This is a genomic window from Clostridium sp. SHJSY1 (genome assembly GCF_031626875.1).
Classification (GTDB): Bacteria; Bacillota; Clostridia; order Clostridiales; family Clostridiaceae; genus Clostridium.
This window is the reverse complement of the sequence record NZ_JANDMF010000036.1, coordinates 14,176-29,109: the sequence shown is the minus strand read 5'-3', so window position 1 is coordinate 29,109 and position 14,934 is coordinate 14,176. Positions and strand designations below refer to the sequence as shown.

The 14,934-nt window shown below is 26.6% G+C and carries 14 protein-coding genes; 6 read left to right on the top strand and 8 right to left on the bottom strand.

Annotation, left to right across the window (positions count from 1 at the left end):
* Positions 1-79: 79 nt before the first annotated feature.
* Complete coding sequence (locus NNC19_RS15830) at positions 80-253, bottom strand: DUF1540 domain-containing protein (protein WP_310939640.1); 174 nt, start codon at positions 251-253, stop codon at positions 80-82.
* 362 nt (positions 254-615) lie between these two features.
* Here NNC19_RS15830 and NNC19_RS15825 point away from each other — a divergent pair, with 362 nt between their 5' ends.
* Positions 616-1,539 carry a phosphodiester glycosidase family protein gene (locus tag NNC19_RS15825; protein ID WP_310939639.1) on the top strand — a complete coding sequence of 308 codons (924 nt, stop codon included), beginning with the start codon at positions 616-618 and terminating at the stop codon, positions 1,537-1,539.
* A gap of 279 nt (positions 1,540-1,818) precedes the next feature.
* On the opposite strand, the gene NNC19_RS15820 is transcribed toward NNC19_RS15825, so the two are convergent.
* Entirely contained in the window at positions 1,819-2,286 is a 468-nt protein-coding gene (locus tag NNC19_RS15820) for a hypothetical protein (protein ID WP_310939638.1), read from the bottom strand.
* A 406-nt stretch (positions 2,287-2,692) separates the two neighbouring features.
* Between NNC19_RS15820 and NNC19_RS15815 the strand changes: the two genes are divergently transcribed.
* The gene (locus tag NNC19_RS15815; RefSeq protein WP_310939637.1) at positions 2,693-3,727 is read left to right on the top strand and encodes a hypothetical protein; all 1,035 of its coding nucleotides are present in this window, start codon (positions 2,693-2,695) and stop codon (positions 3,725-3,727) included.
* Between the two features lie 607 nt (positions 3,728-4,334).
* On the opposite strand, the gene NNC19_RS15810 is transcribed toward NNC19_RS15815, so the two are convergent.
* Positions 4,335-5,261: a hypothetical protein gene (locus NNC19_RS15810; protein ID WP_310939636.1), complete on the bottom strand. Its 927-nt coding sequence runs from the start codon at positions 5,259-5,261 to the stop codon at positions 4,335-4,337.
* A gap of 274 nt (positions 5,262-5,535) precedes the next feature.
* Between NNC19_RS15810 and NNC19_RS15805 the strand changes: the two genes are divergently transcribed.
* Together NNC19_RS15805 and NNC19_RS23530 are read left to right on the top strand one after the other, a co-directional pair.
* A complete protein-coding gene (locus tag NNC19_RS15805) occupies positions 5,536-5,730 on the top strand; it encodes a site-specific integrase (RefSeq protein ID WP_310939635.1) in 195 nt (64 codons plus the stop codon).
* 132 nt (positions 5,731-5,862) lie between these two features.
* Complete coding sequence (locus NNC19_RS23530; RefSeq protein ID WP_396136445.1) at positions 5,863-6,090, top strand: tyrosine-type recombinase/integrase; 228 nt, start codon at positions 5,863-5,865, stop codon at positions 6,088-6,090.
* Positions 6,091-6,492: 402 nt separating this feature from the next.
* Here NNC19_RS23530 and NNC19_RS15800 read toward each other — a convergent pair whose 3' ends face one another.
* The 3 genes from NNC19_RS15800 to NNC19_RS15790 are packed head-to-tail and all read right to left on the bottom strand — an operon-like array spanning position 6,493 to position 10,480.
* On the bottom strand, positions 6,493-7,482 hold the full coding sequence (locus NNC19_RS15800; protein WP_310939634.1) for a DUF3883 domain-containing protein: 990 nt from the start codon (positions 7,480-7,482) through the stop codon (positions 6,493-6,495).
* A complete protein-coding gene (locus NNC19_RS15795; protein ID WP_310939633.1) occupies positions 7,466-9,334 on the bottom strand; it encodes a DEAD/DEAH box helicase in 1,869 nt (622 codons plus the stop codon). The genes NNC19_RS15800 and NNC19_RS15795 overlap by 17 nt, the downstream gene beginning before the upstream one ends.
* A gap of 9 nt (positions 9,335-9,343) precedes the next feature.
* Positions 9,344-10,480, bottom strand: a complete 1,137-nt coding sequence (locus tag NNC19_RS15790) for a hypothetical protein (RefSeq protein ID WP_310939632.1) — start codon at positions 10,478-10,480, stop codon at positions 9,344-9,346.
* A 539-nt stretch (positions 10,481-11,019) separates the two neighbouring features.
* Here NNC19_RS15790 and NNC19_RS15785 point away from each other — a divergent pair.
* Complete coding sequence (locus NNC19_RS15785) at positions 11,020-11,202, top strand: stage V sporulation protein S (protein ID WP_310939631.1); 183 nt, start codon at positions 11,020-11,022, stop codon at positions 11,200-11,202.
* A gap of 345 nt (positions 11,203-11,547) precedes the next feature.
* Positions 11,548-12,111 (top strand): site-specific integrase, encoded by a 564-nt coding sequence (locus NNC19_RS15780; RefSeq protein WP_396136444.1) that lies wholly within the window; start codon positions 11,548-11,550, stop codon positions 12,109-12,111.
* Positions 12,112-12,304: 193 nt separating this feature from the next.
* Here NNC19_RS15780 and NNC19_RS15775 read toward each other — a convergent pair whose 3' ends face one another.
* Complete coding sequence (locus NNC19_RS15775; protein ID WP_310939629.1) at positions 12,305-12,670, bottom strand: cyclic-phosphate processing receiver domain-containing protein; 366 nt, start codon at positions 12,668-12,670, stop codon at positions 12,305-12,307.
* A 563-nt stretch (positions 12,671-13,233) separates the two neighbouring features.
* Positions 13,234-14,136 (bottom strand): OB-fold nucleic acid binding domain-containing protein, encoded by a 903-nt coding sequence (locus NNC19_RS15770; protein ID WP_310939628.1) that lies wholly within the window; start codon positions 14,134-14,136, stop codon positions 13,234-13,236.
* Positions 14,137-14,934: the final 798 nt, after the last annotated feature.

Here is a 14,934-nt window from a genome sequence, read left to right as displayed (position 1 = left end):
AAAACACCGTAAAATTCTTTTTAGAATAATACGGTATTTCATAAATTTACTATTTGGATTTTAAAAATTAAAACAGATTCTACATTCCTTCTCTAATAAATGTAGCACAATCTGTTTCTTGTGAATTATTTGCATTTTTAGATTGAACTTCTATTCTTGAAGCACTACAGTGATCACCTGACATATAATAATGACAAGTATTAACAACACATTTAATTCCATCATTAGGTCTGCTCATTTTTTCTGCTTTCATATCTATTTCCTCCTGTAATAAAAAAATTATTTACCTAAAGTATTATTTGTATAAATAAATTTTTTATACTTAAAACTCATTGCGCTTCATACACAAAACATACATATATTTCCTAACTATATATTTTCTACAGATTTATCCTTTCTTTTTTATATAAATTTGTAAAAGTTAAAATAGACAAATTTTCTTATGTAATTTATAATTTTCATATAGACTCTCTTGAATTATATTTATAAAAAATTTAATTAATATTATTCTTTTTGTACAATTCTTAGTTCTTTTTCTATTTAAAATCCTAATTTTAATTCACTATTTTGTTACTAATGAAATTTAATTCATTATTTTTGTTTAGAGGGATAATTATGATAAAAATATATTATAAAAAAACAACAATTATGTTTAGTCTTTTTTTAATAAGTTTATTATTGTTTAACTATGCTAATTCAAATAAAAATACTATTGTTGAAGTATCAAATCATGATGATACAGATATTCAAGCTTCTATGCAAAATACAGTTACAGACATATCTAAAAAAAATAAAATCATTATAAGTCCAGAACAAAAAAATCAATGGGATATGTATCATTATAGAAGTAATTCATTAAGTATTGATATTGAACCTATAGTAAAAATTAATCCTAATATAAAGTATTGGATCACTCATGTAAAAATTAATTCCCCAAACCAATTAAAAACAACTTTTGGACATGATAATTTTATGGCTGAAAGAGAAAAAACTTCTGAAATTACTTCTAGAAATCAAGGAATTCTTGGAATTAATGCCTCTGCATTTTTCTTTGACACCAACAAGCCTTCAGGAATCATTATACAAAAAGGCAAAATTCTTGCAGAAGGTTACGGAACACCTTTATGCATCAAAAGAGATGGGACTTTTTATATACCTACTAGTGGAAAAACGGGGAAAGAACTAATACAACAAGGAGTTAAACACACTTTTACTTTTGGCCCAATATTAATAAATAATGGTGAGAAGATACCTATAACCTTTGGTAGTCCAAATGGTTCATACCCTAGAACCGCAATAGGGCAAGTATCCATAAATGAATATTATATAATTACTGCTGATGGAAAAAGGCCAGGATATTCAATAGGCCTTACCACACAAGAATTACAAGATTTATTATTTGATCGAGGTGCAACTATTGCTTATAATCTCGATGGTGGTGGATCAACAACTCTTTATTTTAATGGTAGATTAGTAAATAGTCCTTCAGATGAAACTGGCGAAAGATCTGTAGCTAATATAATATATTTTACAAAATAATTTAAACTATGTTTTTTTTCATATTCTCTATAGTATTTCACATAATATTCACACACTATAGACATTATATTGCCATAATATAGATATATAATAAACTCATAAAGTTAATAAAACATTATTTATTCCCCCAAAAAATAGATAATGTAAAAATGCAGAATGGCTTTCCCCTATTAGCCATTCTGCATTTTTATATTTATTTTTAGTTTAAAAAAGAAAAGATTCACCCATAATTTAACTTCCCCTAATTTACATGGTTTAATTAATATTTCTAGTTCAAAATTAATCTACCAAGTTAAATGTAAATGAGTCAGATAATGTATAGTCATTTTGTACATCCCAACAAACCATTACAACTTTATGAGTTCCTGTCTTTAAACCTTTAATATAATCATTATTAACTGTTGTTTTTATTTCAGTTGCAGTCCACCCACCATTTTTTTCAAATATTGACTTAGCCATTATATCAACACCATCAATGTACACAGCTCTTACTCCACCATAACCAGATTTAGTTGTCAAAAAACTAAATGGTAATTCACCTTTGCTAATTGTTCCACCACTAGTACTATATGTTGAATTAGCATCTGAATATGAAGCTATTCTTACATTTGCTAGATGGGGCATTGATACATAAGAATTAATTTGTGTAGTTTGTACACTTTTTGCTGACACAGAAGTTAATTGTAGTGTTGATAGGCAACTTCCCACCATAATTAGGCCTAATACTTTTACTAGATTTTTTCTCATATTTAAAACCTTCTTTCAATTCAATTCATACTTATTTTGCCATATTTTCATATTTTATTCAACAAAATACTCGTAAAGTCTGCTATTAAGTTCTTATATTGTACTTATCTTCAATATATTTAATTTATTACCTTTTTTTATTGCTTTGAGAATTATATAAAGATAAATAACAAATAATTGCATCCTTTATTTTTAATTTTATACAAAAAACTTTATTATTTACATAATTGGTATAATACTGTATTATAAATACGTACTTTACTACAAAAATGACTAATATGGTTTTTACTACAATACACTTTTAGCAATTTTATTTATTTTGCCAAAATGACCTTAATACAAAAAACTGAATTAATCATTTTCTTAATTGTTCATAATTTATATTTTTCTGGGGGGGATTCAAAAAATGAAAAAATTAAAACTTAAAACTTTAATAGTAGGTGTGTTATCCACACTACTTCTTACTTCAACAGTAACAATGGCTAAAACTAATACAAACACTTCAATTATTAATAAAAATTCTAATTCTGTAGCTAATGATAATGGGACTGTATATGGTGGCATGTTGTTTGGATATGCTGATGCTTTACATTTTGATAGAACATTACCTACTTTTCAAGACTTAGTTAACCAATTAACACCTCTAGGTAGTAATAGAAATCTTAATACTTTATATGATGTATTTTTTTGGTCAAGCGATGAAGCAAAAACTGCTTATGTGTATATAGGAACTTACAAAATGCAATCAGGTGATAACAATCCTTATGCATCTTGTGATAATGTACAGTGTAGCTATGATTTTGTTCGCAATTCTGGAACTACTGATATAAAAGGTTTTTCTGTGCCTCAAGGAAGACATACTATAAAACTAGTAGAAAGCACTCGTGATTTTAAAGACCCAATCGATTTCTATATTGATTATATGAATTTTAGAGTATCTTCATTGAGTTCTTACAACTTAAATGCTGCAGTACCTATTACTCAAGAATTTAAATACAAACTTCCTAAACAAATTGCCTCAAATGCAAACCTATCAGATTATGTTGGTGTTTTTGATGCAAATACTGGAAATCAAGTTTCAGCATCAATAAAATTAGCATCTGATAACCAAACTTTAATAGTAGATCCTCCAAATGGTCAATACGAAAAGAATTCAAGTTATCAGCTAATTATTAATTGTGGCATCCCATTTGCAGATAATAGTGAACTATATGATGTAACACTAATTAACTTCATTACTAAAGATACTACTCCAACTAATAATACTACTTCCCTATTATCTAACCAATCACTATTAAATTTTAAAGAACGTTCTTTAAAGTCAATAAATCTTGATGGCAATAATCTTTTAAATAATAAGAATTTAAAGGATACATCTAAAGATAAATCAAGTACTTCATTACAAAACGTTTATAAATTAAAAAATTCATCACAAAAATAGTTTCTAACCTTAAAATATGTGTCTGTATCAAAATAAATTTGATACTAGCCGATAAAAAAAGAGAATTCGCAATTGAATTCTCTTTTTTCGCGCATAATATTAATATGAAAAAAAACAATATTATACCTTATGATGATTCAGTAAGAATGCTATATGATGTTATGGAGGGATTAGATTATACAGAAATAAAATCACATCTTAACTAAAAAAACTACTACACGTTTACCTAATTTTTCTTAAATAAACGTGCAATAGTTTTTTTATATCGTTAGCCATTTTTCAAAAGAGTCTATTACTTAAAATCAAGTAATAGACTTTTTCTATTGGTGCAGGTGACGGGACTTGAACCCGTACGTAACTGGTACACACGCCCCTCAAACGTGCCGTTTGGTTCATTACCTTCAAACCCTTTATTCAAGCCATTTTAACATTGTTAACTAAACAGTAATCCACTCGTTGTTCAGCGTATCTATATTAAAAATTATAAGGGATATTTACTTATTTGTATACAATAATTTTCCCAGAATTATATCCACACTATACTCCTTTTTTATAACTCATATACAAAGAAGGCTATTTATTTCTCCTTATATTACAATACATTTTCTTATAATAAACCTTTTTCTAATAGAATTTTTTTTAATATTTCCATGTATCCTATATTATCTATGTTATATCTTAATCTCACTAACTCCAGACTATTATCCCTACAAAATTTATCCTTAATACTATCATTAATTTTTGTTTTCTCCAACTTTATTTTTCCATACCTTTCATCCCTATGATGACCACCATCATATTCTAAAAGAAAGAACTTATCTTTATCATAATAAACACAAAAATCAAAAGGAAGATATTTTCCATTACCACTTTTACAACCGCTAAATGTTTTTTGTGTTTCATATTTAATATTTGATTCTTCAAAAAAATCTTTTATAAGCACCTCAATTTTTGAACTATTATTACAATGTGGACATCTTGTACCTTTGGCTCCTAAAAAATGATGAGGAATTACCTCATATTCTTTTCCACATATATTATGCCTCATCTTTATTTTAGTTTTATTATTTTTATATGTCCCTAATACTGTATACTCATCTTTCACTAATTTATTAACTTCTTCAACAAAAGTTTCATTGGTCTTTAAAGTATTTCCATGACATTTAATGCACCTTTTCCCTCTAGTGAGGTTGTATGGTAATGTTTCATATTCAGATCCACAACATTCATGCCTAACTTTAATTTTTGTTCTATTATTTATATACTTTGAAAGAATCATATATTCTTCACCTAATTTATCTCTAACTTCTCTAACAAATTCATCGTGACTTTTTCTTCCACCTTTATTACAATAAAGACACTTGCCACTTTTCAAAAAACTCTCTGGATATATTTCAAACTCTTTACCACATTCTATATGCTTAACTTTTATATTAGTTCTTTTTGTTTTATATTCATTTAATAGAATAAATCTTGACTTTGATACCTCTTCAAATTCTTTTTTAAATTGATCTGGACTTTTCATTTGTTTCATATATACCCTCTCCTAATAAAGTTTATTTAAATTTAAGTAATCACCTATAACAATATTATATGAAATTTCATATATAAAAATCTATTTTTACTCTGAATAATATAAAACAATACATAAGCCGAATTCTGTATGTATCAAATATCATTGGACTAATTCTCATAAATTCAGTCTTTTCAAGGCATTGAAAAATCATTGATCTATATAAGCAGCACATATCTATACTTATGTGCTATATAAAGCCAGAGCTTTTCATACTAAAATGAGGATTAGCACAATGAATATTGAACAAATTTCTAATGAATTTTACAGTTACTTAAAATCAGAAGAAGATTGCTCTCCATTAACTGTAGAGGCATATCAAAGAGAGATGAATTTATTTACACATTTTCTAATGCTAAATAATTTATGTTTAGAGGTGGAGAAAATTATAACATCAATAATTCGTAGGTATATATTCTTTTTAAATTAAGATAAACACTTCAAAACCACTACTGTAAACAGAAAGATTAATAGTTTATGTACTTTTTTTAATTTTTAATCAGCCAAGAATATGTAAAAAAATTCTGTTGCTTCTGTAACTGCACCAAAGAAACCAGAAAAGATTCCTATTTATTTAACTTCAGAAGAATTAAAAAAGATTCTTGAGGCTCCAGATAAATACTCAAATAGCCATAAACTTCAAGATAAAACTATACTTGAAACCTTTATATTCACAGGTTTGAGACAATCAGAACTTTTGTACTTGAATTGGAAAAACATAAATTTTCGACAAAGAACAATTACTATACTCCACGGAAAAGGAAAAAACAACGTGTTATGCTATGACTGATACATTGTAAGAAACTCTTTGGTGTTACCTTCAATCTAGATTTCCTTTAAATAATAACTGTTTATTTTTATCTGATGGAAATAATAGGTTATCTGTAATAGCATTACAACAAATGTTTTAACATTATATTCATCTTACTGGACTAAAAAAAGGATATACCATACACAAGCTACACCATTCATTTGCAAGTTTATTGATTAAAAAAATATAGATCTAATAACAATTCAGCAACTCATGGGACATTCAGATTTAAATTCTACAAAAGTTTATACTCACATAGATATAACACATAAAAGAAGTCAAATAGAAAAGCTAAATCTATAATTAATATCGTATCTACACTTTATGATATTTTAAAGAGGAAGATAAACCTTCCTCTTAATTAAATGTTTTTAATAAAAGCTAAATATTAATAAACTTTATATCATTAAATGAAGTTACTAAAGAATCATCAAATATATTATCTATTATTCTAACTTCATAATTAGTTCCTTTGATTTCATATGCTATTTTTTCTAAATTTTCTATGGGATTTTTTACAATTACTAAATTAATTAAAGGTTCTTTCATTATTACCAAGTACAAAAAGTAATTATGGCTAATTAACCTTGCCATTTCAATTTCATTTATAGTCCAATTAAATATTCTTCCTTTACCTACACTCTTTACTTCTATATATCTATTGTAATTTAGTGAATCGTCGCTAAAAGATAGTATGTCAAATCCTGCATTAATAAAATCATGGGATACAAGTTTAACTTTATTAGCTTGAGCACATAAATTTAAGCTTTTTAATCTATTAATTTCAAAGCCTAATACAAATTCCTCGTTTAAATCTCCAATACATTTGTTTTTGATTAACTGTTCGTTTAATTCTACTTCAGTAATCATTTTACACTCCTCTAGATATAACCATAAATAATTATGATTAAGATAATAAAAATTATTTGAGTAAACTATTATATCTAAAAATTTCATATCTTCAATTATTTGCTTTTCCTCATAGCGTATGCAACTATCTTTACATACTACTTTATAATTTTCCTTAAAAAAGCATTCAGCCACTTGTTTAATATGTTTTTTATTAATTCTTATATATTCATTTGCCAATATACTTTTCTCTCTACAATTTAATATATACTTTTTAGTGTTATTACACTTGATAATTTTTTCTCCATTTTCAGATAGTGATACTTTTTGACTTTTATCTAGTATTATTAAATTATAAAGTACTAATTTATCTATTAATTCAGTAGGTTGAATTAAATTTCCACCTAAACTTGTATCCTTAATTAAATCTTTTAAATAATTTAGTTCTATATTTGTTCTATATTTATTATTAAAATTATGAACCTGCTTAACGAACCAAATCATATCACAAAATTTTTTCATTAATACCCTCTCCATTAAGATTCTTTATTAATGAATTAATATCTTCTTCAATATAATTATCACTAACTTTATCATTACTATAATTTAAATCAAATAAATCCTCCTCTAGCAATTCGTCCATCTGCTTACCTTTCTCAATAAGTCTATTATGTATAGACTCATCTATAGTATTTTTATTTTGTACAAGGTAATAATTTGTTATTTGATTTGGCTGAAGCCCTATTCTATAAATTCTCTCTCGACTCTGTATAAATTGACTACAATTATAAGTCCTATCAAAATAAATAGCATTATGGCATTCTTTATGAAAAGACACTGCTTCAGCGCAAACAGCCGGGTTTGCAATAAGAATACTTGCCTCATTTTTTTTCATAAAAAGCTTTATTTCCTTCTCTCTATTAAACTCCTTATTTTCATTATAATTTTTTGGTACATCCCCATATAAGGTATAGCATGGAATTCCTATTTTTTTAAATTCTATATTGAGTAATTTTATATTTTCCACAAATATGCTCCAAATGATTACCTTATCTCCACATCCTATGATGTTACTTGCCAATTCCATCACTTTCTTGAACTTATTGGTCTTTTCTATATTAGAATAAGCTTTTACTAATGAGACTATATCTAGTTGATCTATACTATTATAATTTTCATTTTCACAGAATTCTTTTATGAGCAAAGATGGATTTGAACTTGCCTCTAGTAATTTAATAACCTTTGCTTCAAACCAACTAATTACTAAATCTAAATCTTTCTGACCAATTTTTGCAAGTTCATTTAATGCTTTACCCACAATAAAATTATAAATTTTTTGCTGAATAGGTGACATTTCAACTGTAATCACCTTTTCATCATAAGGAGGTAAATTTAAATCTCTTTGAGTTACTCTACCAAAAAACGGATTAATTTTTTCTTTTATCTTTTTCACTCCATCATTTGATTTTAATATATATTTAAAATTTTCTTTACTATTAAATAATATATTACTTGGATATAAAAACTTCATTAAATTGTAAATATCTTTTATTCCATTAGGTGTTGGAGTTCCTGTGTTTATGGATCTAAATTTAGCAAATGGTGCTAATTCCAATATAGCTCTAGCCCAAGAACCATTATTAAATCGCTTTATATAGTGTGCCTCGTCGAGAATTAGAGTGAACTTATCTTTACATAGAAGATCAATCAACTTATCAACATCTTTTAGAGCTGTAGCATATGTTGTCAAATATAACATGGCATTATTATAGTTTTTATATAGTTTATCCCTTTCATTACCTATTAATAAATAGGAATTAGCCTTCTTCTTAAAACACGCCTCATATTCTTCTTCCCAAGCAGTAAAACAACTTGGTGGTCCAACTACTAATATTTTATTTGTTAATCCCTTTTGTAATCTAATTGCAAAAACTGCATAATTCATTGTAGTTTTTCCACTACCCGGTACTGAAAAGTTTGCAAAATTCCTAACTAAAAGATTTTGAAGAACTAATCGCTCTTGATAATGATACAAAGCTCTCTGGAAATTAGGTATTTCTATTCTAGGTAATTTACCTAACTTTTTCACTGCATTACCATTTTTTTTTGCTTTTTCAAATTCTACTATTTCAATTTTAGAAGCATTAATAACATTTATGATTGGTGAAGTTAAGTTAACACTTTCACCTTTTTTTTTAAAATACGCTATTAGTTCTGGTAAATACTCTTGAATTTCATAGTAATTATTATGGATGTACTTTCCATGTTCCCACTCAAAACCATAGTTATTCAACAATACCATTATTCTGCTTGTAGAAATATTATTATCAAGATCCAGAATTATTTTTTTGCCAAGTTTGTCAATATTGACCATATAAATCACCTATAAGTAGGAGTTAACTAACTCTTGTACATCTTTCATAATATTCCTAAAGTCTATTCCTTTTACCAAATCACTGCTTCTATCTATCTGCATTAAAACATTTTTTGCCTTTTTTGCTAGTTCAATAGGAGTATTCATTGCTCTTTTATTTTTAATCAACTCATAGGCTAAAGTAATCTCTGAATATATTTGATCATTAGAAGCATTTTTATTATATATAATATTATCTAAAATATTTTTTTTAATATGGCTATCTATAAATCCATCGCTTATATTCCTAATATAATCTCTAGGAATACTTTTCCCATATTTATCTGTATTAAGTTTTAATATTCTATTAATTATATCCATAGCTTCGTCATCATTTTGCATTGCAGAATTCCCTTTTTTATTTTTTAATAGTTTAAGTTCCTTATTAAATTCAACAAAATGATCATGGAGTTCAAATACCTTCGTATAGTCATTTTTTTCACCAATATATTCTAAAAATTGATCTATTAAAGTCAGAACTTCAAAATCTGTTTTTATCTCATTCTCTGTACGGTTATGGACATCTGCAAGTTCTTTATTTGTTAAACCATATAATTCCCTACCTTTCTTTAGATTTAATAATCTATTAATAGGTTCATAGTCCAGTTTATAATCCTTTGCTATTTGCAACTGTACTTGTATTTTATATAATTTTTTTGGTGATAAATCTTTATCGATACGGTACACTCTCATATATTTATATTTATTATCCCCTGTAAGAGTATGTAACGTCATAAAAAGAGCTAATCTCCTATTTGCGTCAATTACAAAACCATCATTACTTATGTATCCCGGTGACTTTTGTCCACATTTCTTAAGGTCATTTTCTAATTCCTTACAATTTGCTTTTCCTTGTAATAAAAGTTCACAAATATATTTATTGTGTTCTCTATTCATTGTATCTATTTTAAAACCTAATTCTTTTTCCTTCATAGCCTTTTCTGCAATAAATCTACCATTCTGCTCGTTAAACCATAAAAATTCTATTGGTAAACTATAGATTTTTAAATTATAATAATCTCCATCTAAAAATACTCTTTGTTGACCTTCATATGAATTATTTGATTCTATATATCTATCAATTCTATCAGCAAACTCTGGTATCATAAATTCACCCCTCTGTCATTTACAAGTTACTCTCTTTTATTATTAATTAAGCTCCAATCCAAATCATATTCCAACACATCCCAATAGTAATTTATTTTTTCAACTATTTTTAGTTTTTCTCAATTTCCCCATTTTATGCGTTAATAGTTATAGTTACCTACTTAAATAGTATTCATTATTATTACTGCGTTAGAGGGAGAATCATATTGTTTTGATAACGCTATGGGGAGGGAGAAGCGCCAAAATACATAATAAACACTGATAATGAATTGAACAAAATATCCTTAAAGATTAAGAACACTTATAAATATTTAAAATACCATGCTATTTCTTAAGAAATAAAAAACCAAAAGTTTCAAGTCCGCATAATGATCTCAAAATTTCCTTTAATAGATAGTTGTGAGGCTATCTACTTTTATTTGTTAAATTAAAACTATTTCTATATAAAAAGCTCTTAATAAGTATTTGATTTTATATTTGGTCTTTTTATATAAAGAAATTGTAGCATTTATTATCTATTATTAAGGAGGAATTTGACTATGAACAACCAGAAAATTACCCACATCAATAAAGTTGGAATGAAAACTGACCCAGTAAAATTGCCAACATCCATACAGCTACCATTAATGGAAGGGAAACAAGTAAAAATATTAGCAATTGGAAAAAAGGCTGTTTATATAGCAATTAAAGCAGTTTGTATAACTGAAGGCTTTGCTGTATAGAATGGACTGGAGTTACATTGGAAACCATCATTTAAAATTATGCCGAGAGATAATGATGGCGAAAAAAGGAGTGTGATTAGTTGGTTTGTTTTGGCAAATAATATTGCAGCATAAAATGGATATAGAATTGCAGAGAAACTGTTCTCTGTTTTCTATTACCTCCATAAGAACTTGCTGTTTTATTCAATGAATGTAACAAATGTAGACATGTGTTACTTTAAAAAACTTACAAATGCCTCTATTGCAAGAGTTAGGTATATGCTATCGTTACTATGTAACATATTAGTTTCTACTTTAACATTAAATGTATCACAATTCTTTAATTCAGAAGAAGGAGTAGATTGTATGAAATTAGTTCAACCAATTAGGGACAGAAAAAAGATTCAAGAAATGCAAAATCAATTATTAAAAAAAGGTATGAGAGAATATATGCTTTTTACCATAGGTATTACCTGTGGTTTAAGAATTAGCGACATTTTAGTTCTAAAGGTAGCTGATGTAAGAAATAAATCCTATATAAGTTTACTTGAAAAAAAGACACGGAAGCCTAAAAGATCTGAACTTCACCCAGAGCTACAAAAGGATATACAGAAATATACTCAATATATGAAGGATGAAGAATATCTTTTTCAAAGCCGTAAAGGAAATAATAAACCTATTACTAGAGTACAAGCGTACCGAATATTAAATGGTACAGCCTCAAAAATTGGCTTGGAAGAAATCGGTACTCACACCTTGCGAAAAACATTCGGCTTTTGGCACTATCAGCTTTATAAGGATGTGGCTATATTACAGGAAATCTTTAACCATAGTTCTCCCTCCATAACACTGCGTTATATTGGAGTTACAGATGATATGAAGAATGAAACAATAGTTGGTGTAGGAAATTTCTTTTACCAGATGGATTAAAAAAATTAATGTCAATATTAAAGTAGTGATAAAAAAGCACTACTTTTTTAACTTGCATAATATATAAAAATACTTGTTTTATGCAAATCATTTGTTTCCTTAATTTACATTTGAGTAAAAATAGATTTGTTAGAGTATAAATTAAATGAGAGAGGATTAATAGATATGAAAATTGAATTAGGATATAATTAGTTTATTCCTCTGTGTATTTGTTTTTTACATATGGATATGGATAAACTGATATACTATTTATAAATCTCCTTCGTTTAGCAGCTAGAAGCGTGTAATACATGTTATCTCGTCCTACTGGATTATCAGTATGCAAATATATAGAATTTGCCCTTAATCCATTTTCACAAAAATATTTTACTAAATCATAGCCAGATGATAATAATTTTCCTTCCCCATCTATCCCCAGATCATGGTCAAGTGACAATATTTCAACCTCATATTCATCATTTTCAAGATAATACAAAGCTTGTTCCATATTTCTAGCAACTACAAAATCTTCTGGACAATCCCGAAGATCATCCAAATATAAATTAATTTTTTTCTTCATTGTTATCTCCTGTCATTTAATCTCATCTTAATATCTATATAGAACTAAAAATTAAAAGAAAAATGACAAGTTAGTTTCCGACGCTCTCATGTCATTTTTCTCAAATAACCCTATGATTACACAGAAGGTCACAATTTATGGATATTTAACAATAATATAATTATAAACACATTTCCATGTTATCGCAAGTTATTTTTCATTTTCTTTTATTATCTAATGTTTTCTTTACTTTTCACAAATTCTATTTTTACTTATCTAAATTTACTATACTATTTAAACGGCAGTCCAATCTACTGGTTCCCTTTATCCCAAACTCCATAATTAGAAAAGCTACTATAAAACCTCCCCCTAATATGATTACCGTAATATAGGTATATTATCGTTAATATAATAACTAAATTATTCTACGAAAAATATAAGTCAGTTTTGCTAATAATAATATAATAAAGTTATCATAATAACACTATAAGTATTTTATAGAGAAAAAATGATAACTTTAAACATATCAAATACAGGCTAATGCTAATGGTTATAATTTTCAATAGACATTTAATTTTTTACTATTAAAATGATATTTTCTTTTGAACTTCTATAGAAATTTGGCTATCTATCATATCACCTATATGTAACAATTTATCTTCCAAAGTTTTAAATTTATAAACTCCATATTCACCATATTGGCTCAATATACTATACTGAATATCATATAATTCTTCTTCATTTAGTATGTTGCCTACCTCTATATTAATTTGATTGATATAGGAAACCCCTAATTCTATATGACTAATTTTAGTATTTTTTCTTTTAATAATACCTTTATACTCATATGTTTTAGTTTTCATAATGTCGTGAAGGACTGCTTTTAACATTAATCTATCTTTATTTATAACTTCTTCAGCATTAACATTAAATGGATTAGTAATATAATTTCCAACTATTCCTTCTATGTTTTTCATTACTCCTATAGTATGGAGTAATAGTCCCCCTATCTTATTTCCATAATTTTTTTCACCTGCAACACAATGAGTAAATGCTTCCCATCTTTCTTGGTTATACCCCAAAGCTCCTGTTGCAGCAATTGCTATCTCCTTATATTTATACTCCATACTATTAATTGTATCCTCAAAGTACTTAACCAATTCTTCTGGTATTTCATATTTAGGCATTAGCTTATAATTCTCTATTTCTTCATTCACTATTGTCAAAATTGGATATGAAATTTGACTTTGTCCATTAAAACTAATTAGTTTACCTTTAACATTTATAGTTTGTCCACTTTTAAATATTTTATTTAATTTTTCCGCTTCACTCCAGATTGGAAAGGTAATACTATCTGAATCATCACTAATCCTAATTTGCAAATAATCCTGTCCATTTTTACGTTTTTTGATTTCCATTTTATTTATTTTTCCCACAAACTGAATTTCAGTTCCTTGTTTTTGTTTTTTAACTTCGTTAATCTTCATTGTAATCTCTCCTTGTGATTTTTTATCATTTGTTTCTATACATAGATTATAAAATATTTAATATTTCAAAATCTATTTTTACTCCCCTCATAGACTCGATTTTCAATATATATATTAATGGTTTATAATAAACATTTTTCCACAAAGGTATACCTTCATTATATTTAGGATTCCTATGCTTTTTACGCCTAAAATTTCCTTATATTTTCTATCTCTTTAAATTTAAAAATGTTTGATAAATTTTATTAATCTGATTAATATTAAGTTTTTATCAAACATAGTAAAGATAAAAAGCTTAACAATGCAAATAAAATATAAACTTTATATTTTCAATTGAATAATATCTAATCAAGCGGATAGAATTTAGAATGAGAGGATAATTCATTCACAAGAAGAGCATATTGTGAACGAAGTCTAATCTCGCCCAAATTTCAATTTTAGCTTTTATTTTTTATATTTTTCTTTTAATTTTATTAAGTTATACTATCATTTAACAATAAATTCAATATATGTGCTTTACTAAAACTTATTAACGATTTCAAAAAGTTTAACCTAAAGGTGATATAGACGGACTCAAAGAGGTTGCATTAAACAACAAAAGTAGTTACACGCTTTATGATTATGTTAATTATAGAAACATTAGCTATGAATTCCGTACTTTACCAGTAGAACTTAATGATAATATTGCTAACTACTTTGGCAAATAAAATATAGCTTTAAGATAGAATGAGAGGTACCCACTCTCCTCTTTTTTATAAGATTTTTAATAGAAAAATGCTAACTTTTTAAGAAGCTCTT